Annotated in this window: 17 protein-coding genes, 1 tRNA gene and 1 pseudogene; 11 read left to right on the top strand and 8 right to left on the bottom strand. The window is 61.7% G+C overall.

Features of this window, described 5'->3' with window-relative positions; translation table 11 throughout:
• Positions 1-5: 5 nt before the first annotated feature.
• The 4 genes from H585_RS0113480 to H585_RS0113465 all read left to right on the top strand — a co-directional run bounded on the left by H585_RS0113480 (position 6) and on the right by H585_RS0113465 (position 8,068).
• On the top strand, positions 6-791 hold the full coding sequence (locus tag H585_RS0113480; protein ID WP_211221628.1) for an ABC transporter ATP-binding protein: 786 nt from the start codon (positions 6-8) through the stop codon (positions 789-791).
• Position 792: 1 nt separating this feature from the next.
• On the top strand, positions 793-1,794 hold the full coding sequence (locus tag H585_RS0113475; protein WP_027368198.1) for a hypothetical protein: 1,002 nt from the start codon (positions 793-795) through the stop codon (positions 1,792-1,794).
• Positions 1,795-2,081: 287 nt separating this feature from the next.
• Complete coding sequence (locus H585_RS22190; RefSeq protein ID WP_027368197.1) at positions 2,082-4,133, top strand: efflux RND transporter periplasmic adaptor subunit; 2,052 nt, start codon at positions 2,082-2,084, stop codon at positions 4,131-4,133.
• Between the two features lie 20 nt (positions 4,134-4,153).
• On the top strand, positions 4,154-8,068 hold the full coding sequence (locus H585_RS0113465; RefSeq protein WP_034628051.1) for an efflux RND transporter permease subunit: 3,915 nt from the start codon (positions 4,154-4,156) through the stop codon (positions 8,066-8,068).
• Between the two features lie 94 nt (positions 8,069-8,162).
• Here the strand turns inward: H585_RS0113465 and H585_RS22595 are convergent, their stop codons facing one another.
• A complete protein-coding gene (locus H585_RS22595; RefSeq protein WP_244432556.1) occupies positions 8,163-8,390 on the bottom strand; it encodes an RDD family protein in 228 nt (75 codons plus the stop codon).
• Here H585_RS22595 and H585_RS21485 point away from each other — a divergent pair.
• The 6 genes from H585_RS21485 (at position 8,360) to H585_RS21470 (ending at position 14,551) form a co-directional block, all read left to right on the top strand.
• A complete protein-coding gene (locus H585_RS21485) occupies positions 8,360-9,265 on the top strand; it encodes a Fic family protein (RefSeq protein WP_081678663.1) in 906 nt (301 codons plus the stop codon). The two genes, H585_RS22595 and H585_RS21485, sit on opposite strands and share 31 nt — an antisense overlap.
• Positions 9,266-9,417: 152 nt before the next feature.
• Positions 9,418-9,750: a helix-turn-helix domain-containing protein gene (locus H585_RS0113450; protein ID WP_027368195.1), complete on the top strand. Its 333-nt coding sequence runs from the start codon at positions 9,418-9,420 to the stop codon at positions 9,748-9,750.
• Positions 9,743-11,053, top strand: coding sequence for a type II toxin-antitoxin system HipA family toxin (locus H585_RS21480; protein ID WP_051183124.1), 1,311 nt, complete (start codon positions 9,743-9,745; stop codon positions 11,051-11,053). Before H585_RS0113450 ends, H585_RS21480 begins: the two co-directional genes overlap by 8 nt.
• A gap of 1,419 nt (positions 11,054-12,472) precedes the next feature.
• On the top strand, positions 12,473-12,913 hold the full coding sequence (locus tag H585_RS21475; RefSeq protein WP_027368194.1) for a hypothetical protein: 441 nt from the start codon (positions 12,473-12,475) through the stop codon (positions 12,911-12,913).
• Positions 12,914-12,921: 8 nt separating this feature from the next.
• Positions 12,922-13,332, top strand: a complete 411-nt coding sequence (locus H585_RS0113435) for a 3TM-type holin (protein ID WP_027368193.1) — start codon at positions 12,922-12,924, stop codon at positions 13,330-13,332.
• Positions 13,333-13,936: 604 nt separating this feature from the next.
• Positions 13,937-14,551 carry an IS630 transposase-related protein gene (locus H585_RS21470; protein WP_244432555.1) on the top strand — a complete coding sequence of 205 codons (615 nt, stop codon included), beginning with the start codon at positions 13,937-13,939 and terminating at the stop codon, positions 14,549-14,551.
• Here the strand turns inward: H585_RS21470 and H585_RS0113425 are convergent, their stop codons facing one another.
• From H585_RS0113425 to H585_RS0113395, 7 genes and pseudogenes are all read right to left on the bottom strand, one after another.
• Positions 14,552-15,034 carry an HAD domain-containing protein gene (locus H585_RS0113425; RefSeq protein WP_027368191.1) on the bottom strand — a complete coding sequence of 161 codons (483 nt, stop codon included), beginning with the start codon at positions 15,032-15,034 and terminating at the stop codon, positions 14,552-14,554.
• 41 nt (positions 15,035-15,075) lie between these two features.
• Positions 15,076-15,744 (bottom strand): metallophosphoesterase family protein, encoded by a 669-nt coding sequence (locus H585_RS21465; protein WP_034628047.1) that lies wholly within the window; start codon positions 15,742-15,744, stop codon positions 15,076-15,078.
• Positions 15,741-16,208: a DUF6915 family protein gene (locus tag H585_RS21460; protein WP_034628044.1), complete on the bottom strand. Its 468-nt coding sequence runs from the start codon at positions 16,206-16,208 to the stop codon at positions 15,741-15,743. Before H585_RS21460 ends, H585_RS21465 begins: the two co-directional genes overlap by 4 nt.
• A 36-nt stretch (positions 16,209-16,244) precedes the next feature.
• Positions 16,245-16,997: a metallophosphoesterase family protein gene (locus tag H585_RS0113410; protein WP_027368190.1), complete on the bottom strand. Its 753-nt coding sequence runs from the start codon at positions 16,995-16,997 to the stop codon at positions 16,245-16,247.
• Positions 16,997-17,767: a metallophosphoesterase family protein gene (locus tag H585_RS23950; protein WP_027368189.1), complete on the bottom strand. Its 771-nt coding sequence runs from the start codon at positions 17,765-17,767 to the stop codon at positions 16,997-16,999. The genes H585_RS0113410 and H585_RS23950 overlap by 1 nt, the downstream gene beginning before the upstream one ends.
• 169 nt (positions 17,768-17,936) lie before the next feature.
• Positions 17,937-18,728, bottom strand: a pseudogene (locus H585_RS21455) (IS5 family transposase); the annotation flags it as partial.
• Positions 18,729-18,744: 16 nt separating this feature from the next.
• Positions 18,745-19,977 (bottom strand): tyrosine-type recombinase/integrase, encoded by a 1,233-nt coding sequence (locus H585_RS0113395; RefSeq protein ID WP_027368188.1) that lies wholly within the window; start codon positions 19,975-19,977, stop codon positions 18,745-18,747.
• Positions 19,978-20,115: 138 nt separating this feature from the next.
• Here H585_RS0113395 and H585_RS23280 point away from each other — a divergent pair.
• Positions 20,116-20,213: transfer RNA gene (locus H585_RS23280), tRNA-OTHER, on the top strand.
• Positions 20,214-20,671 lie beyond the last annotated feature (458 nt).

Below are 20,671 nucleotides of genomic sequence, written 5' to 3'. Positions count from 1 at the left end.
CCCACATGCACGAAATGCCCGACGTAGCCCACGCGCTTGATGCGCCCGACTCCCTGACTCTGCTTGGCGGACCCGCCTTGCCCTGCCCGCTGGGCCGGATGGATGGGCCCGATTTCATCGACGTGCGGGACGTTCGCAAAATCTTCAACCAGGGCCGGCCGGACGCCTTCGAGGCGCTCAAGGGCTTACGCCTGAGCCTGGCGCGGGGCAAAGCCACGGCGTTCAAGGGGCCCAGCGGCTCGGGCAAGACGACACTCCTGTCGCTCATCGGCTGCATGGCCAGGCCCACCAGCGGCCGCATCCTCCTGGACGGGAGCGAGATCACGAGCCTGCCCGAACGCTTCATGGCCCAGGTGCGGCGGGGCACGTTCGGTTTCATGTTCCAGGGCTTCAACCTCATACGCGGCCTGTCGCTGCTGGAGAACATCCTCCTGCCCACCTATCCGCGCGCCGAGGGTCACAAGACGGCCCGCCTGCGAGCGGAGGCACTCCTGGAGCGCTTCGGCATGACGGCCAAGGCCGGGCAGAGGGTGGAGCTACTCTCGGGCGGCGAGAAACAGCGCGCAGCCCTGGCCCGGGCGCTCGTCAATACGCCGCGGGTGCTCATCGCCGACGAGCCCACCGCGCACCTGGACACGGCCCTGGCCGAGGAGCTGCTGGGCTTCCTGGCCAGGCTCAAGGCCGAGGGCCTGACCCTCCTCTTGGCCAGCCATGACCCGCTGGTGCTGGGCTCGGGCCTCGTGGATCGCGTCATCGAGCTGCGCGACGGCCGCATCGTGGGGCAGGACTAGCATGCTGCTCACCCCGGCCGTTCTCGCGCTACTCGTCGGGTCGGCGCTGCTGAGCCTGACCATGCTCCTCTCCTCGGCCGTGGGGCTCGAAATTATCCGCCGCTGGGACCCGAGCAGCGGCAGCCCTGCGCAACTCGCCCTGGAACGCAGGACGTATCTTGTGTCCCTGGCCGTATCCGTGGTCATGGCCTTCGAGCTCATGTCCCTGCTGCTGCTCGCCCACGCCGGAGAGGACCTGCACGTGCTCTTCAGTGGCGCCATGTGCGCGGCCGGAACTTTTAACGTCAACGACTACGGCTACCCGGCGCTCATCCTCAAGCTGGCCAACTCGCTGCTCTGCGGGGTCTGGCTCATCCTGAACCACGCGGACAACCAGGCACCCGACTACCCGCTCATCCGCATCAAGTACACGCTGCTCCTGCCCATAACCCTGTTCGTGCTCATGGAGGCCGCGCTCCAGCTCGGCTTTTTCCGGAAGATGCGGCCGGACCTTATCACCTCCTGCTGCGGCGCGCTGTTCAGCGAAGGCTCGCCCAGCGTGGCCGGGGCCATGGCCGGCCTCCCGTCGGCCTTCACGCAGACGGTCTTCTACACGAGCACGCTGCTCCTGGCGCGCGCGGGCCTGCGCGTCCTGAGGACGAATCGGAGCGCCGGCTTCTTCTCCTGCCTGAGCCTTTGGCTGCTGGTCTGGTCCCTGGTGGCCGTCATCTCCTTCGTCTCGGTCCACTACTACGAACTGCCCACGCACCACTGTCCGTTCTGCCTCCTGCAGCGCGACTACGGCTTCGTGGGCTATCCCATGTACATCCTGCTCCTGACTGGCTCCATCGCCGGGGCCGGCGTGGGCGCGGTCGAACGGTACGGCAGCGCGCCCTCGCTCCGGGAGCTGACGCCGAGCCTGCAGCGGAGCCTGGTCAAGACCTCCCTGGCCGGCCATCTCGGCTTCGCCGCGCTGACCCTGTACCCACTGCTCTTCTCCAGCTTCCGGCTGCGGGGGTATTGATGCGAATCCCAGACACCGGACACACCACAATGAGATCGTCAGCCGCGCCCATCCACTCGTCTTTAAAGCATTTAGAGCAGATTGCTTTTAAGACGCCCGCTCCGGTGCCCGCGGCGCAAGTGAAGTGCGCCTACGCGGCGGCAAGCCATGCCGACGCATGGCTTGCAGAGCATTCTCAAAAGCAAAATGCTCTAGCATATGAAATGGGTGTGCTGGGGACCCTTATCCTGACAAGGTCCTCCGCCGGGAGAGAGTCTGAGGGACGACAGTGCCTTCTCTCAGGTCGTGTGCAAAATGCTCTGGCTCGCGCGGCCCTCCTGTGCGCACTCCTGCTCACCTGCGCCGGCCTGGCCGGTTGCGGCCAAGGGCGTGACGGCGCTCACGCGGGAGGAGCGCAAGAGCCCGGTCCCGAGGCCCGGCCCGTGTTCTACATCTGCCCCATGAACGACGTGCCGCCCCTGCCTGCGCCCGGCGCCTGCCCCGTGTGCGGCATGCAGCTCATGCGCCTGGAGGATGACGCCGGGACACGGGGCGCGCCCGCGCGCATCAACCTGCCGCCCGAGGCGCTCAGGGTCGCCGCGGTCCAGGTGGCCCCGGTGGAGCGCAGGTTCATCTCGGCCGAGGTGTGCCTGTTCGGCAGCATCGAGTATGACCCCGGCTACTTCACGCGTCTGGACGCCTTCACCAACGGGGTCATCGACAAGGTCTACGTGCGCCGCACGGGCGATTTCATCCGCCCCAACCAGAAGCTCTTCGATTTCTACTCCTCGGAGATATACGGCCTGGAGCTGGAGCTGCTCGACATAGCCGGCCGGATACCCACCTATATTGCGGGCCAGCTCGGCGGGTCCGCATCCGAGAAGCTCGGGCGGGCCATGGAGGACAACCGGCACCCGGCCTTGCAGGGCTGGCCGGGACGCATGGGCCACGACCGCCAGCAGGCCGCGCCACGACCTTCGGCCCAGCCTCTTGAGCCCGAGGCAGCCGGCGTGGTCGCGCCGACGCAGGATATCACCGGGAGCGGTTCGCACGGGATGCGCGAGCTCCAGCGCCGCTTCGCAGCCATCCGTTTCCGCCTGCGCAGTTGGGGCCTCTACGACGAAGACATTAACGAGATCCTGCGCCTGGAGCGTCCCGTGGGCATCATTCCGGTGCGCATCCCGACCCTGACCTCCACGGTGGGCGGAGTGCTCGTGGAGAACAACGCCTATCAGGGCCGCTACGTGAACACGGGCACGCCGCTCATGACCATCGCCGATCCGCACTTCGTCTGGGCCAGGCTGCGGGCCTTCGAGTCCGACTACATGTGGCTGCGCACGGGCCAGGAAGTAGAGTTCACCACCGAGGCGCGGCCAGGCGAAGTTTTCCAGGGCAAGATCGTGCAACTGTCGCCGGTCTTCGATCCCCAGACCAGGACCTTCGAGGTAGGCGTGGTCTACTTCGACAAGCGCAACAAACTCCGGCCGAGCATGCTCGTGCGCGCCGTGGCCAAGGCCAGGCTGGACGAGGAGGGCCGCCCAGCCCGCGAGGACACAGCGCCGGAAAAGGCGCCCCTGGTCATCCCTGCCAGCGCGCCGCTCGTCACCGGCAAACGCGCCGTGGTCTATGTAGCCTCCAGGCAGGAGCCGGGCTCCTACGAGGGCCGGCTGGTCACGCTCGGCCCGCGCACGGCCGATTACTACGTGGTCAAGTCCGGGCTCGCCGAGGGCGAGCTGGTCGTGGTCCATGGCGCCTTCAAGCTGGACAGCGAGCTCCAATTGCGAGGCAAGCCGAGCATGCTCAACCCCGAGGGGATGCCCGCTGAGCCGGCAAACCTGGAGCATTACACCGACCCGCTGCGGGGCATCCTCGACGAGCCGGCACGGGAGCCGGACGAGCCGCATGTCGAGCCAGGCCCGGATGCCCATGGCCTGCCGTATAGCGATGGAATCGAGCCCGACCCTGCCTGTTCCGATGAACCCGGTTCCAATCCGTCCGGCGCGCGCCCCGGCCTTGACGATCTGAACGGCCTGGACATGCCGCCGGAACACACGGATGCGCTCCCGCCGACGTCACCCATCAAGCTGGATGCCGCGCCCGCCCTGAAGGAAACCGGCATCGAGCTCCTATCAAACGAGGCTCAAGCCGTTCCCCAAGGGCAGGACATGGGCGCGCCCTCCGCTGCGCCAGACGATTCCCTGCCAGCCCCGTCCCCCATCGGCCTGAACGTGACGCCTGGGCCGGATGGAGCCACCGATGCGCCGACCCCAGGCTGGGAGCATCAGGAGCAGGACGCCATGCCGCCGGATGATCCCTCCGGATGGCAATTCCCAACCTTTCCCAAAGTGGGCCGCTCCTGAGGCCGAGCCAGGCAGGAACCATGAGCGATATACCTGATCAGCCCCGGCCACGCCCACGGACGCTCCTGGACAGGCTCATCCTGTTCTGCCTGGAGCGCAGGCTTGCCGTGCTCATCGCCACGGCGCTCGTGGTCTGCGCCGGCCTGGTCGTCTCACCCTTCGACCCGGGCCTGCCCTTCCTGCATCGCGCTCCCGTACCCGTGGACGCCATACCGGACATTGGCGAAAACCAGCAGATCGTGTTCACGGAGTGGCCGGGCCGCTCGCCGCAAGACATGGAGGATCAGGTCACCTATCCCCTGACGGCGTCCCTGCTGGGCTTGCCGGGCGTTAAGACGATCCGCGCCAGCTCGGCCTTCGGCTTCTCCAGCATCTACGTGATCTTCCAGGACGGCCTGGACTTCTACTGGACCCGCTCGCGCATCCTTGAGAAGCTGAGTAGTCTCCCTGACGGCCTCCTGCCCGAGGGGGTCAAGCCGCGGCTCGGCCCCGACGCCACGGGCCTCGGCCAGGTATTCTGGTACACCCTGGAAGGCGTGGATGCCCAGGGCCGTTTCACGGGAGGCTGGGACCCGCAGGAGCTGCGCGCCTTGCAGGACTGGCACGTGCGCTACGCCTTGCTGTCCACGGAAGGCGTGGCCGAAGTGGCCTCCGTGGGTGGCTTCGCCAGGGAGTACCAGGTGGACGTGGATCCGAACCTCCTGCGGGCCTACGGCCTGACCCTGGAGGACGTGGCCCGGGCCGTGCGGCGCGCGAACACCGACGTGGGCGCGCGCACCATCGAGGTCAACAGCGTCGAGTACCTCGTGCGCGGGCTGGGCTTCATCAAGAGCCTGGATGACCTGCGCTTGTCCGTGGTGGCCACGCGGCAGAACACGCCGATCTTCCTGCACCATGTCGCCAGCGTGAGCCTCGGCCCTGCCCAGCGTGCTGGCGCACTGGATCGGGACGGCCGCGAGGCCGTCGGCGGCGTGGTTGCCGTGCGCCATGGCGCCAACCCCATGGAGGTCATCGCGCGGCTCAAGCAGACCATCGAGGAGATCTCGCCCGGCCTTCCGGGCAAGATACTGGCGGACGGCACGCGCAGCCAGGTGCGCATCGTGCCTTTCTACGACCGCTCGGGGCTCATCCAGGAGACCCTGGGCACGCTCAGCTCCGCCCTGGCCGACGAGGTGCTCATCACGATCCTCGTGGTCATGGTCAGCATCGGGCATCTCGGGGTGTCGCTCATCATCGCCATCGTGCTGCCCATGGCCGTGCTCCTGTGCTTCACCGCCATGAAGCTCACCGGAGTGGACGCCAACATCGTGGCCCTGGCCGGCATCGTCATATCCATCGGCGTCCTGGACGACCTGGCCATCATCCTGACCGAGAACGTGCTGCGGCGGATGGAGCGGAACCCAGTCCAGGGCGCCTTGCGCACGGTGTACGAGGCCTGCCGGGAGGTTTCCGGCGCCATCGTCGCGGCCCTGGGCACCACGGTCATCAGCTTCCTGCCGGTCTTCGCCTTGACCGACGCCGAGGGCAAGCTGTTCCGGCCCCTGGCATTCACCAAGACCTTCACCCTCATGGGTGCGCTGGTCGTGGCCCTGACGCTCGTCCCGGTATTAGCGCACCTGCTGCTCCCGAGATCCGGCAAGCCGGACAGGAAGCTGCTCCTGGCCTACGAGCTGCTCATCTATGCGGGCCTGGTGCTCACGTTCACGGTCCATCCGCTCCTGGGGCTGCCGCTGCTCGGCCTTGGCCTGGCCAAGACCGCCGAGCACCGTCTGCCCGAGCGCTGGCGCGGCAGGCTGCCGGCCCGGGCCGTCCGTCTGCTTGCGACGTTCCTGGTGGTCGTGACGGCCTGGGTGCTGGCCACCCGGCATTGGCTGCCCCTGGGGCCGGGCAAGGGGCTCCTCCTGAACCTGTTCATGTCCGGCACGCTCCTGGGCGGCTGGCTGCTCCTCTTTGGACTGTACCAGAGGGCCTACCCGCGCATCCTGGCCTGGTGCCTGGAGCACAAGCGGGCCTTCCTGGCGCTGCCCGCGAGCCTGATCCTGCTTGGATGCACCGCCTGGCTTGGGGCGGAAAGGGTCTTCGGCTGGATGCCCGCCCTCGTGCGACACTCGGCGCCCATGGCCGCGCTGGCCAGGAATTTCCCGGGGCTTGGTCAGGAGTTCATGCCCGCCCTGGACGAGGGCTCCTTCCTGTTCATGCCTTCGACCATGCCGCATGCCGCCATCGGCGAAGTCCTGTCCATCATCCGCGTCCAGGACCAAGCCATCTCGGCCATTCCCGAGGTTTCTTCGGTAGTGGGCAAGCTGGGCCGGGCCGAATCGCCCATGGACCCAGCCCCGCTGTCCATGATCGAGACCATGATCGCCTATCACCCGGAATACCTGCTCGACGGGCGCGGCGAGCGCCAAACGTTCCGCCATCTTCCTGGCGAGACGGGCCTTGCGCTCGACATGCGGGGCGTGCCGGTGCCAGCGGGAGACGGAGCGGGCTACTATGTCCGGGGGACATACCCGCGCGATGCCCAAGGCGGGCTCATCCCGGACCCCGGCGGAGCGCCGTTCCGTGTCTGGCGCCCAGCGCTTGACCCGGCGCTCAACCCCGGCCGCGCGGCATGGCCCGGCATCCGGACCACTGAGGACATATGGGCGGCCATCAGCCGCGCCGCCGCGATTCCCGGCACCACGGGAGCCTCCAGCCTGCAGCCCATCTCCGCCCGGCTGGTCATGCTCCAGAGCGGCATCCGCGCGGCCCTGGCGGTCAAGGTCAGGGGTCCGGACATTCCCTCCATCCAGAAGGCCGCGAGCCGCGTGGAGGCACTCCTGCGCGAGGCGCGGGCCATCGACCCCCCCAGCGTCGTGGCCGACCGTATCCTGGCCAAGCCATACCTGGAGATCGAGATCAACCGCCAAGCCGTGGCCCAGTACGGCTTCGACCTGCAAGCGGTACAGGACGTCATCGAGACGGCCATCGGCGGCAAGGCCATGACCACCACGGTGGAGGGGCGGGAGCGCTATCCCGTGCGCGTGCGCTACATGCGCGAGCTGCGCGACGATTTCCCGGCTATGGAGTCCATCCTCGTCTCTGATCCGAGCGGGCTTGAAGCCCCGCTGGGGCAAATGGTCCATTTCCGCTACGCGCCGGGTCCCGCGGAGATCAAGACTGAGAACACATTCCTCGTGGGCTACGTGCTCTTCGACAACGCGCGGGGCCATACCGAGGTGGACGCCGCGCGGGAGGCTCAGCGCCTGCTGAAAGACCTGCGCGGCTCCGGCCCGCTGGAGCTGCCCGAGGGAGTCAGCTTCAGCCTCACCGGCAGCCACGAGAACCACGAGCGCTCCCAGAAGCGCATGGCCCTCATCCTGCCCGTGACCCTGGCCCTCATCTTCCTGGTGCTCTATTTCAAGTTCAAATCGCCGGCCTCGGCCATGCTCGTCTTCACCGGCGTGGCCCTGGCCTGGAGCGGCGGCTTCATCCTGCTCTGGCTCTACGGGCAACCGTGGTTCCTGGACTTCTCGCTCTTCGGTGCATCCATGCGGGAGCTGTTCCGGATCCATCCCATCCATCTGAGCCTGGCAATCTGGGTGGGCTTCCTGGCCCTGTTCGGCATCGCCACGGATGATGGCGTCGTCATGGCCACTTATCTGGAAGACTCATTCGCGTCCCGCCCGCCGCGGGATGTGGCCGAGGCCCGCCAGAGGGCCCTGGAGGCCGGCATGCGGCGCATCCGTCCGTGCATGCTGACCACGGCCACGACAATCCTGGCGCTGCTGCCGGTGCTCACCTCCAGCGGCCGGGGCGCGGACATCCTCGTGCCCATGGCCGTGCCTTCCTTCGGGGGCATGATCCTCGTGCTGCTCTCAACGCTGCTCGTGCCGGTGCTCTACTGCTGGCTAAAGGAACGCGACCTCTCCGTTAGCGGAGTCCCCGTACAGTGATGATGTTGGAATACTTGCTGGAGGATGAGCCCATGGTTGTCCATTTCTCCGGGCACGGAAGTGGCGCGGCGCGGCCCTTGAGGGTGCGGCGTGCCTATTTCAACACGACCCGCGTCCCGGACAGCCTGTCATGGACGCAGATGCAGTCGCGATTGAGCGTGCACAGCAAGGCCAGCAGGCCAAGGGACAGGCCCGACAGAATGAAGAGCCAGAAGCGCAGGCTGGCCCGCGCGAAGCTGATGCGCCTGCCGGCGGTGTCGACCACGATGAAGCCGAGCTTGCGCTTGCCGAATGTCGCCTGCTTCGGGGACGACTCCTGCAGGGCGAAGTAGAGCCAGGGCCAGGGGCGAGCCCTACGATCCTACCCGCCTGCCCATCCTTGATGCATTGCGCAGCGCCCTGGACAGCCGAGCCCTTCCCCTCTGGCCCGACGATCAGGACAGGCGGGAGGCCTTCCAGAACGTCGCCTTTCTCGACGCCTACTTCTCGAACTTCATCGAAGGCACGGAATGGGAGGTAGGCGATGCCCAGCGGATCGTCTTCGAGGGGCGGATTCCCGAGTCCAGACACCAGGATGCCCATGACATCCTCGGGACCTTCCGCGTGGTCGGCGATCTTGCTGAGATGAGCCAGACGCCGCAGTCGCTTTCAGATCTCCTGGCCATACTCAGGCGCAGGCACCTAGCCATCATGGAAGCACGACCCGACATGCGGCCGGGTGAGTTCAAAGAGAAGGCCAATCGCGCCGGGAGCACGGTATTTGTCGCGCCGGAACTCGTGCGGGGGACCCTGCGCCAGGGCTTCGACATGTACAAGTCGCTGTCGCACCCCTTCGCCCGCGCGGCCTTCATGATGTTTCTCGTCGCGGAGGTCCATCCCTTTATCGACGGCAACGGACGCGTGGCTCGGGCCATGCTGAACTCGGAACTCGTCTCGGCCGGGCAAAAGCGCATCTTCGTCCCGAGCGTGTTCCGAAACGAGTATGTCTCAAGCCTGAAGCTCCTGACCAATCACGGCGATCCATCAGCCTTCATTGCCGCCATGTCCCGCCTGCAGGAATTCGTCGCATCCATCGACATGGAAGACCTGGAGAGGGCCAAGGCGATACTTGCGTCCCGCAACGCCTTTGAGAAGCCGGATGAAACCATCAAGCTTCGATTCGCTCCGGCTGAGGACCAGGACAGCCCACGCCCGTAATAACGCCTGAGGCCCATTCCGGGGCTCTGGCTGCGCAAAGCATGCCCGACCCCGCCTGCATAGCCTCTCCCTAACGTGAACCTTGACTTAACGCACCATTAAGTTAATTATCATTTACGGAAGATATTATTTCGTCAGATGTAGATAACATTATGCCCAAAGCCCCAAGGCCATCCATATCCGTGCTCCGCTCGCTGCGCAAGCTGGGCCAGGACATGCGCGACGCCCGGCTGCGCCGACGCCTGCCCATGGCAGTCGTGGCCGAGCGGGCGGACATCACGCGCCAGACCTTGGCCAAGATCGAGAAGGGCGACGCAAGCGTAAGCATGGGCAACTACGCGGCCGTGCTCTTCGCACTGGGGCTCGGCACGCCCCTGGGCGACTTGGCCGACGCTCGCAACGACGAGATCGGCCTCAGGCTTGAAGAGGAGCGCCTGCCCAAGCGGGTCCGCCTCCCAAGGCGGAAGGAGGACCGCCATGAATAGGGAATTGCTCGTCCACATGGACCTGCAGGGCACTCCCCACTTCGTGGGGCGGCTTTGGATCCATGTATCCAAGGGCACTGAGCTAGCATCCTTCGAGTACGCGCCAAGCTGGCTCGCATCGCCGCTTCGCTTCGCGCTCGAACCAGCCCTGAAGATCGGTGAAGGCCAGTTCCACACCCCGGCCGGGCGCGTCCTGTTCGGCTTCATGGGCGATTCGGCTCCGGACCGCTGGGGTCGGGCCCTCATGCGGCGAAAAGAACGCCGCGAGGCCACCTTGGAAAACCGGACCGAGCGGACACTGCTGGAGGCTGACTTCCTGCTCTTGGTGAGTGACGTGAGCAGACAGGGAGCACTCCGGTTCTCGGGATCGCAAGGGGGCGAGTTTCTCGCGCCGGGAGGGCTGCAGTCCATCCCCCCGTTCATCCACCTGGGGCGTCTGCTCGCCGCATCCGAGCGAATCCTGGCCAACCGGGAGACCGATGAAGACCTGAGGGACCTCTTTGCCCCAGGCTCCTCTCTGGGAGGGGCCAGGCCCAAGGCGTCAGTCATGGGCAATGACGGAAGGCTCTACATCGCCAAGTTCCCCGATGCTCAGGACGAATGGGACGTCGAACTGTGGGAGTACCTCGCCCTGACCATGGCACGCGAGGCAGGGCTCAATGTGCCGAACTTCCGCCTGGAAAAGGTGGCAGGCAAGAGCGTGCTCCTGCTTGAGCGCTTCGACCGCGATGGAGGAGGCGTGCGCATCCCTTTCCTGTCGGCCATGAGCATGCTTGAGGCAACCGACGGTGAGCAGCGCAGCTACCTGGAAATCGCAGAGAGCCTGCAGCGATATGGCGCGCAGCGTGTCGCCGACGTTCAGGAGCTATGGCGCAGGATCGTGTTCAACATCATGGTCTCGAATGTGGACGACCACCTGCGCAACCATGGCTTCCTCCATGCTGGCCCGGAGGGCTGGAGGCTTTCGCCGGTCTACGACCTGGAGCCCACCCCTGCTTCCAGGAAGCCGAGGGTGCTGCAGACCTTCATCGATCTGGACGATGGCACGGCATCCCTCGATCTGGCCTTGAGCGTGGCTGAAGAATTCGGGCTCGACCCCAAGCGGGCGGGCGAAATCGCTCATCAGGTGGGCTGCGCCGTGCGCAGCTGGAAGGACCAGGCAAGTAAACTTGGCGTGCGCCGGGAAGAGATCGACTTCATGAGCACGGCATTCGAGCATGAGAATCATCGAAAGACGCTTCTAGGACCCAGCGTGAAAGCCGTAGGGCAAACCTACGATGCGGGAGACCCTCATCCCAGATAAGTTTTGCCCCTGCTTAAGAACTCTGAAGGGAGTCTCTCCCCTCAGTGATTTCGAACGAGACACCTGATAATATGGCAAATCACATAGCGCACCCGCATGCAGGGTCGTAGCTCTTAATCCAGGTGATCCTGACCTTGCGCATGCGGACCGATCCGGCACAACCGCGTACACGGGTAGCATATCCAGCCGCCTTCATACTCAAGCGTGATCATATTTGCTTTATGCTTGTAAGCGCTCAGGGCCAATTCGGATAAGTTGCTCTTACCAATGATAAGAGTGGCTACTCTATTCTCATATTTAATTTGTCGGTTCACTTAAGCTCTTTGGGTTCCCTCAAGACTCCATATTTCCTTCAATATTGCCTTTAAAGCTAATTCTAAGCTATGATTTGGGTTCCGGGACCCCTGCATGGGTGCCAATTAACGAGCCAGACTGGGTTTAATATGATGTTTTTAGGGTCGGTTCACTCTCGCGCGAATAAGACTTAACTGATCGATGCCCTCAGATATGGAGCTTTGGGGGTTGGTTAAAATTGATGCGCAACCGCTAGCAGGTGAACAACCGGCACGCTACAAATCAGATTAACCGCACTAAGACAGGACAAACCCATGCGAGTGTAATGTCTAAGAACTAGCAGCTTTGTTACTAGGATCATTTAAACTTTAACCTCTTCGACAGAAAGCACGGTCTGGAGCTGAAGTTTCTACGGGAGTTGGTATGGTAGGTATCAAGAACAAGTGCTCTCAGAACATTTTCAAAGTCAGAAATATTCTTCCATTCCTGATTCATCAATAGGCCTCTCGAGAGAACCAGACGACTCTGCTGGCGAATCTTGCCGCAGCTACTTCTTCTGCGCGCGCCATAGCATCGTCGGGCACCGCTTGTTCGACAAGCGCCTCTTCGGCAAAGTCCGGACATGAATAATGCCAGTTTCAGACTTTGACTCACGGGTTGCGTCGGTTTGCCGTCCATCTTGGTCCTACTGGCCGGCACTATCACCGGCCCAGTCAGCGATATCCATAAACATTTACGCACAGCCCAGGCTTACCGAGGAGAGATGGTCACGGTGGCCGGACAGGTCGGCGGCGGAAACAAATTGTAGCCGGGTTACGGTTCACGCCGCCAGCGGGACGGCTCCGTGCCCGGAGTTTTTCCGATCCAGACCTTGTGGCTTTTGCCTATACTTCGACGGGAGTCCTGCCGTCCAGGCTGGAATGGGGATGGCAGGAATTGTAGTAACCAAGTCATTCTCCTGTGCCCTAGCGGGCCTCACTTCCCGCCTCGAAAGCATGCAGGTAGGCGTGTAAACCTCCCCTTTTTAGTGCCAATCGAAAGTTGAGACCTCCGGCGAATTGAGGTCCCCCCCACCATCCCCATCTTCCTGCGCTCCAGCTATCTCCTTTCCACCAAGGAGCGCACATGTCCTACATTCCAACACACTTCACATGGCCCGAACTGCTTCCCGAATCCATCTACCGCGAGCTTGAATTGGTCAAGCGGCTTGACCGCTGCGCCTTATTCCTCGACGACCGCATCCTGATCACCGCCGACCGCCTGCGGCAGCGTTACGGCAAGCTCGTCTGCAACACTTGGTTCTTCGGCGGTCAGCACCAGTTTCGCGGCTATCGGCCGCAGGGCTGCGGTGTCGGCGCGCTCCTGTCGCAGCACCGTTTCGGCCGCGCCCTGGACCTAGTGCCGGTGCAGGCCACGGCCGCCGAGATACGCGCCGACATCCGCGCACATCCCGAGCTTGAGGCCTTTGGGCACATCACCTGCGTCGAGGACGGCGTGGGCTGGCTCCACGTTGACTGCCGCAACCGTGACCGGGCGGGGCAGGGCATCCTGTTCGTCAAACCATGAGATGGCCCATGAGCATTATCGGATTTCTCACGGAACTCATTACGCCCATCAGCAGGATTATCGACAAGTTCACCTCCGACAAGGAACGCCTGGAGGCCCAGGCCGCCATTCTCCGGCTGGAGGTGCAGCTCTCCGAGCGCATGCTCGGGTACGAGACCAGGCTCATGGAGGCCCAGGCCAGGGCCATCGCGGCCGAGGCCCAGGGCAACGGCTGGTTGCAGCGCAACTGGCGGCCCGTGACCATGCTCGTCTTCCTGGCACTGGTGGTCCTGGATTCTGTGGACTGGCTGCCCAACCGCCTGGCCCCGCAGGCCTGGACGCTTCTGCAGATCGGCCTGGGCGGCTACGTGGCCGGACGCAGCCTGGAGAAGGTCGCCCCGCGCGTGACCGAGGCCCTCAGCAGGAAGGACAAGGACTGATGGACGACGCCGACATCTCCCAGCGCTGTTAAGATACTGATCCGACAAGAGCCGGGCAGATCAGTCCAGAAGAGGGCTACTCAACTTCGAAATGATTCGTGTAAATTGCTTACTCCCTACGTTACATCCCTTCGGGATAGTGGGGATGTAACGCCTGTTTGGAGGCGTTACATCCCGATAAAAATCTACAAAGGAATGCTCCCTGGTGTTTCCTTCTTGGCCGTCTGACTGCATAAAACCATGGATACCATTGCCCACCTCCTGACCGCCAACATCCCCCGGCAACCGAGCAGGTCCGGTCTCACATTGGCGCGCTTCCAGCAGAAATCATGGATATAGCCGGTCAAAGCATTGAGTTTGCCTTCGTCGACCGGGGCTACAACGAACGGGGATGCTGCGCGAGGCCTCAGCGGAGCACAGCATGTGGCTTTATCGTAATGTACTGCATTTGGACCTAGCCAGCCTCCCAAAATGTACTGCATTTGGGCATAGCCAACCCAAATGTACTGCATTTGGACCTAGTCAGCCCAAAATGTACTGCATTGCAAACACCCTCCCTACTAGAGCAGCTTGCATTTGAGCCGACGAGTGTTAGTTGGCTCTCATGGCAATCGCATCAGAAGAAATCAGGCGGCGAGCGTTGGCAGCGCTTGAGGCTGGCGAGCACCCAAGGACGATAGCCAGGGTGCTTGGAGTCGGAGAGCGGTCTATTTACCGCTGGGCTCTCCAAAGCAGGTCAGGACAGACTGCGCCAATGCCTCGTGGGCATCGGCCGCTCGCCTTGAGCGCAGAGAAGATGGAGCGGCTTGATGAGTTGGTGAAAAAGCGGCCGGACATGACATTGGAAGAGATCAAGGCGGCTCTTTCCCGTGATGTTCACATCTCGACCATCCACAGAGCCCTGCGTCGGCTTGGATACAGATGTAAAAAAACACTGCGAGCCGACGAGCAGGAAAGAGATGACATCACGTCCGCTCGCCACAAGTGGCGGATCATGCAGAAGGTCATTGATCCACGGCGATTTGTCTTTCTAGATGAATCAGGCGCGGCCACGAACATGACCAGACTCAGGGGACGGGCCATCATAGGCAGGGTAAAAACGATCCAGCCAGGAGTGGACCTCGGCAAATCCCTGTCCGAGCAGTTCCAAACATCGCTTCTGGTGATAGGCTTCAAGCATATTACTCACTGCCAGGAAATTACAAGATATTGCCCTTGATCATGACAGCTCTCCACGCCCACTCTTCATTGCTATCCGAATGGCTGCATGAGCATTCCCTTCAGATAGGCCAAATCGCTCATCAGTCTGAATCTGACATTCAAGACCAAGCTCCTCGTTATCCAAAATGATATACCCAAGCTCGCGAACATGTTCTGAAAGAATGCTGCGAAGAATCTTTGCCTTTGGACCAGGAGGCGCCATCCAGGAGACGTTTCTACCAATCCCAATATACTCGAAAAGCGCATTGATCTGCTCAAGTTTATAGAGACATCTCCAGTCCGAGATGAGCACGATCTCACAATCCTCAGGTAAATGCTGCAAAAGTGTATTCAGATTGGCAACGCATTTCGGATCAGGCAGACCAGCACCAGGAAATCTGGCCCCGGCCAGAAGGAAATCATCATCTCGGCCTTCGCGGCGTGCGCGTTCAATGCTCTCAACTGAGTTGAGCACTCCATCGATATCGAGAAAGAGGATCATCTCGATCTCCAACGTCCGCTTACGCTGCTGACTCCGCGGGATCAGACTGCTTCACCTGACATCAGGTTCCCTGGCCAAAGGAGCGTATCATTCACGTTTACACCCCACACGGAGATTCCGCCCTTGATCCAAACGGTGTAGTTCTCCTCGTGGTGATGGCCGTGGATCAGATGCTCAACACCCATGCTTCTAGCCAGGTCACCAATGGCAGAAAATCCATACGGATGGGACTCTGGGGCCTCATGGGTTACGAGGATATCTGCCTTTTGTTCTCTGAGCGCCTCGATATCCTCTGGAAAAATCGTACTCCAGTGCGTAAGCGGCACGTCATCAAGAAACCGCTGAACCGGCCGGACATGCTCGCGCATCTGGGCCCTGGTCCTGAAGCGTGGGGCCTTCCCAGGATACCAGACACGCTCTCGGAAGACACCGCCAAGTCCTGCCACCCGCAGGCCGCCCAGGACCTGTACGTGGGCATGCAGATTGTGCTCCCACATGTCTCCTCTGTGGCAGACGAGGTACTCCGGGGCATCGGTGTCATGATTGCCAAGGATGAACCACGTCCTTTGCCACCAGTCACCCAGGATGATCTTGAGAGGCCTATGCGGCGTCTGATCCCCCAGAAGCACGATGTGCTCCGGCCTTGCCTGCTCAGCCCTGGACAGGCACGACGCAAATTGCCCGTGCGGATCACCGCAGAAGAGGATCACTTGTCATCCACCGAGTATTTGGGAAGGATCAGCACCCGCTGACCATCTCGCATTTCGTAGCATGGCTCGTTCTCCGGATCCTTCTTGCGTGCCTTTTCCTTTCTTGATTCCTCGTTTCTGCAAGACGGAGCATGGTTCACCAGAGGCAGGCCGTACTTGAAGCCGAAGACATCCTGAAGGCGTGTTTCGATCTCCCGCCTCAGATGGGGCTGGCTTGGCCAAGGCATGTCCTTGAAGCCCTTCGGAATCCGCCCTTCGAAATCATCCATAACATGCATCCGGACCGCCTCCCTGGCGCGCTCACCAAATATCTCCACGGCAAGTTCAATGCCCTGCGCATGGTGCAAAATGATGCGATGCCAGCCGCAGTATTCGTCTGCGTACTGGTCAAGCCAACGGTGCAACTCAGCCCAATCCGAGCCGAGAGCAGCTTTCGTGCGAGCGCAGTGTTCTTTAAATAGCATCCAGCCTTACCCCACCTTGGCCCTGAACTGGACTACTCATTTCGCCGTTACCTCTGGAAGCCACGTCCACCAATTGGGATTTGGCGCCATGTTGAGCACGGTCCACTTGCACCCGCCAACCTCCCCTTGGATAAAGGTGTGCCAGTGGGCTGCGTACCAGAGACTCGGCCTGCAATGCGCAAGGACCCGGGAGAGAAGCGGCCTCGATGGGTCCGGACTCATGTCCCAGCCCCACTGCTTTTCGAGCGCTTCTGATGTCATTCCTCCCCAGTTAGGTACCTTGAACTCGAGAGGAACCGTGTGGCTGATGACGATGTCTGCCCTGTCAGGCAAGCCTCTCAGGTCTTCCTCGGTGAGGATCTCATCTGCAAACCAGTCCACACCGGGCTCATTCAGCTTCCAATCCGTGCTCTTGGCTCCGCCCATGAAGAGAACCAGACGCCCATCCGGCAGCTTAAGGGTTGAGCCCCGCGGCTGCCAGTAGACCCCGGGAGCGACCTCGAAATCCCCCCTGCTCTTGCGCTCATGCAGGCAGAAGTAATCCTCGTGGTTACCCTCTGTCCAATGGATCGGCACGAGCCTGCCGCCTGGAGCGTTCTTGATGCGCCCCCTGGGATCATATGTCCGCATTGCGACCATCCGGCGTGCATAGTTACGTACCATCTTCTCCTCGCGCGGATAATACCCGAAGTCGCCGCACTGAAGAATCATGTCCGGCCGCTTGCGATTCATGAGCACATTGAGCCAGCTCCAGCCTCCATGCACATCGCCGCAGACCATGATCCGCATCAACTCTCCCCCTCTCCATCCCAATGTCCCCTGCAAGCGTCTGGAAGCCAGATCCACCAGCCATCCTTCGGGGCTTCGGGGAGAACGGTCCATCTGCAACCAAGATGCTCTCCTTGGAGAAACTGATGGAAATGTCCGCAGAACCAGAGTCGTGGTCGACACTGCCGCAAAACGCGAGAGAGAATCGCTCTTGAGGGGTCCGGGCTTAAGTCCCAGCCAAGTTCCTTGGCCCGACGCTCAGTGGAACGATATACACAGAACTCACTGGGCGCTGTGTGACTGATGACGATATCAACCCGCTCGGGCAGTTGGTCCACGTCCTCTTCTGTTAGGATCTCCTCGGGAAACCAGTCTTCCCCTGGCTTGCGAAGCTTCCAATCCACCGACCTGGCCCCGCCCATGAAGAGAACAATCCGTCCATCCTGGAGAGTGAGGGTCGAACCGCGTGGTTGCCAGATTACCCCCGGAGCCACTTCGAAATCCCCCTTCTCCCTGCGAGCTCTAAGTGCATGGTGATCCTCGTGGTTTCCCTCCGCCCAGTGAATCGGCACGCGCCTTCCGTCGATCACGTTTGCTATGCGACCATCTGGGTCGTAGCGCTGCTCAAGCCTTGATTCCGGGATATAGCCCGGACTGATCACTGGGACTTCGAGGTGCGGGAAGTAGCCAAAATCACCGCACTGGAGCACCAGGTCAGGCCTTTTCTCAAGGAGAAGGTTATTCAGGAGAGGCCAACTGCCATGCACGTCCCCGCAGATGAGGATTCGCATCAGTCATCTACCCTCAGCAGCTTTCTACCCAGTAAACCCAACGGTAAACCAAAATATTTGGAAAAACTTAAACCATTTGTTGACCTTATCCCGCTTGGTACCCCACGGATAATTTGGTGACAGCCTGGTCTTTGATGTTTCCGTAGAGGCTGTTATGAACCGCCGCGAACAGCGTAGCGACCTTGCCCAGCATAAGGCAGGCAAAGGCAACGAAGTTAAGCCCGGCCACCGTTTGCGGCAAGCGTTCGTAATCTCGGACCAAGCGGCGAAAGCGGGTCGCCCAGGCAAAGCAGCGCTCGACCACCCAACGCCTGGGCTGGAGCACAAAACCGCGCTTGGCAGTGGCAAGCTTTACGACCTCAAGGCGGATGCCGTGTTCGGTTGCGGCCTCGGCGGCCGCACCTCCCGTATAGCCTTGGTCGACAAAGGCGAGTTCGACGCTCTCCCCCGTTATGTCCTGGACTTCGGCAGCAAGCACGCCCACTTGCGCCCGGCCTTGCGCGGTTGCGGGAGTGACATGCGTGGCCAGAAGATGACCAAATGTGTCCACGGCGATGTGAACCTTGGAGCCTTTCTTGCGCTTTGCCCCGTCATATCCAGCCCTGGCTCCACTCTCGGGACTGGAGCGAAGCGTGCGGCTGTCCAGGATGACGGCGCTTGGATGCGCCTTGCGTCCGGAGGAAAGCCTAAAAATCTCTCGCAGATCATGGGCCATAGCCTCGAAGCATTCGGCGGCGAGCCAACACTGCGTCTGCTGGTAGACGGCCTCCCAAGGCGGAAAGTCGTGGGGCAGCATGCGCCCGGGAGCGCCGGCACGAACAATCCAGCGCAGAGCGTTGAAAACTTGGCGCAGGTCATGCCGGCGTTGGCCGGAAGCCTCAGGCAAAAGGGAAAGATAAGGTGCGACGAAGGACCATTCCTCGTCGCTTACGTCCGTGGGGTAGGGCTTACGGTGGATCATGATCACTTTATATGCACTACCCACGGCTCATAACAGCCTCTAGACTGTTTTTACTAGGATTGATCGATATTTCTTTACCCGATTCGGCTTTGAGGGCCTGGGCAAGCCCCTGCATGGCCCGGCGCTGCACGTCCTCGGAGCCCTTGGCGTAGCGGAAGACCATGGCCGGAGTCTTCCAGCCAAACAAGCACTGCAGGTCTTTAACTGGAGTCCCACGTCGGGCTGCAAATGTGGCAGCCGTGTGCCTCAAACTATGGAATGTCAGCTTCTCCCTGGGCGAGCGGTCCTTGTTCAGCCCAAGCCGCTTGACCGTTGCCACGAAGGTATGAGGAGGCTTCTCCCACGGCGCGCCGCTTGCTTGCGTGAAGACATAGCCGCCATGGGCTCCCGGACCGCGCCTTTGGAGCATGTCCACCAGTTCCGGCGACAGAAATACTTCGCGGGCATCACGGTTCTTAGTCTCCACGAAAAGGGCTGTCTCCCGCCCAAGGTCAACGTGCTCCCACTTGAGGGTGAACGCCTCGGAGGCTCGGCAACCTGTGAAGGCGCAGAACATAGTCACGTCGAAGGCGTGTCGGTCCCTGAGTTCGATTTCCGCCAGGATCGCTTGCAACTCAGATGGCGTCAGCACGCGAAGGCGGGTGTTCTCCACCTTGGGCATGTCGAGGCGGGCCACAGGATTGTCGAGAGGGTTGACGATGCGCCTACGAGCCGCGTGCTTCCAAATGCGGCGGAAGGTGCCCAAGACATATTGAATGGTCCGAGGGCTACGCCCTTCAGCTCGCATATGATTCTGGACGCGCTCCAAGTCTGTGTCCTGAATCTCACGCAAGGGCAGGTTGCCAAGCGTGGGCCGGAACCACACGCGGTACTGATCTTCTTCCCGAACCCAGGAGCAGGGCTTGACCCTGGCCTTTAGCGCGTGGAGGTAGTCGTCAGTCCAGAAGGATTCGAGGGTAATACCGGCCCGGCGCTCCGCTTGTCGCTTGGCCTCGGCTTCGTTGCGCTTCTCGGCAAGTCGCACAGGGCCTTCGCCCCTCTTGGCTGCTTCTTTCAGTCGCTCAAGCTCAAGCCCGGCCTTGCTCTCCGTCCAGCCCTCGGAGGCCCATCCCAGCCCCTCTTCACGGCGCTCCCCTCCTGTTTGAAAGCGGAGGGTGAAATACCGGTCGGGCTGCACACCATGCTTGCGTGTGGGATGAAGTCGCCAGCGAACCCCTTTGAACTTCTTCGAGCATACCCAACTAGCCATGTGCTGCCCTCATTCTGACAGGTCACTAAACCCTGTCCCCACTCTGTCCCCACTTTTTTGGTGAAAGAGGAGGATTTTTCGTGACCTTTTGTGAAGGCAGAATAACCATAAACCGTTGGCATTGCAAGGCAGACATGGGGAATCGTGATTCTAGGTGATACAAACTAAAGCGGACTTCAAATCCGGTGGACGGTCGAAAGGTCGTCGGTAGGCTCGACTCCTATATGCTTCCGCCAAGGTTAAAGAAATTTAGTAAGCCCGCAGGGAAACCGGCGGGCTTTTTTTGTCCATCGAGGAGGACATGGGGAACAATAGTCGCTGGATAGCGGATAATCTTTCTTAGAGCAGATCGCTTTTAAGACGCCCGCTCCGGCGTTGACGGCGCAAGTGAATTGCGCCTACGCCTATGCGGCGGCAAGCCATGCCGACGCATGGCTTGCAGAGCATTTTCAAAAGCAAAATGCTCTAGGAGCCACGGTCATTGCCAGGAAGATCATGCCCTTCCGGCCGAGGTCTGTGGGCAATGGAGAAAGCAGCATTACCAGCGCTGAGGCGAGAGCCACGAATAGCCAGTATCTCTCAGGAACCGGAGCAGGAGTGCATGCTCATTTGCGTACAGGGCCAAAGGCCAGCAGATACAGCAAATGCTCATCAGGCGTCAGACCAAGCACCTGGTCGACTTCAGCATCGAAAA

The organism is Desulfocurvibacter africanus subsp. africanus DSM 2603, assembly GCF_000422545.1.
Lineage (GTDB): Bacteria > Desulfobacterota > Desulfovibrionia > Desulfovibrionales > Desulfovibrionaceae > Desulfocurvibacter > Desulfocurvibacter africanus.
This window is presented reverse-complemented; position numbering and strand designations above follow the sequence as displayed.

Coding starts and splice junctions, on each gene's coding strand:
- H585_RS0113480 (WP_211221628.1), top strand. CDS start 6: ATGCACGAAATGCCCGACGTAGCCCACGCGCTTGATGCGCCCGACTCC.
- H585_RS0113475 (WP_027368198.1), top strand. CDS start 793: ATGCTGCTCACCCCGGCCGTTCTCGCGCTACTCGTCGGGTCGGCGCTG.
- H585_RS0113465 (WP_034628051.1), top strand. CDS start 4,154: ATGAGCGATATACCTGATCAGCCCCGGCCACGCCCACGGACGCTCCTG.
- H585_RS21485 (WP_081678663.1), top strand. CDS start 8,360: ATGTCGCCTGCTTCGGGGACGACTCCTGCAGGGCGAAGTAGAGCCAGG.
- H585_RS0113450 (WP_027368195.1), top strand. CDS start 9,418: ATGCCCAAAGCCCCAAGGCCATCCATATCCGTGCTCCGCTCGCTGCGC.
- H585_RS21480 (WP_051183124.1), top strand. CDS start 9,743: ATGAATAGGGAATTGCTCGTCCACATGGACCTGCAGGGCACTCCCCAC.
- H585_RS21475 (WP_027368194.1), top strand. CDS start 12,473: ATGTCCTACATTCCAACACACTTCACATGGCCCGAACTGCTTCCCGAA.
- H585_RS0113435 (WP_027368193.1), top strand. CDS start 12,922: ATGAGCATTATCGGATTTCTCACGGAACTCATTACGCCCATCAGCAGG.
- H585_RS21470 (WP_244432555.1), top strand. CDS start 13,937: ATGGCAATCGCATCAGAAGAAATCAGGCGGCGAGCGTTGGCAGCGCTT.
- H585_RS0113425 (WP_027368191.1), bottom strand. CDS start 15,034: ATGATCCTCTTTCTCGATATCGATGGAGTGCTCAACTCAGTTGAGAGC.
- H585_RS21460 (WP_034628044.1), bottom strand. CDS start 16,208: ATGCTATTTAAAGAACACTGCGCTCGCACGAAAGCTGCTCTCGGCTCG.
- H585_RS0113410 (WP_027368190.1), bottom strand. CDS start 16,997: ATGCGGATCATGGTCTGCGGCGATGTGCATGGAGGCTGGAGCTGGCTC.
- H585_RS23950 (WP_027368189.1), bottom strand. CDS start 17,767: ATGCGAATCCTCATCTGCGGGGACGTGCATGGCAGTTGGCCTCTCCTG.
- H585_RS0113395 (WP_027368188.1), bottom strand. CDS start 19,977: ATGGCTAGTTGGGTATGCTCGAAGAAGTTCAAAGGGGTTCGCTGGCGA.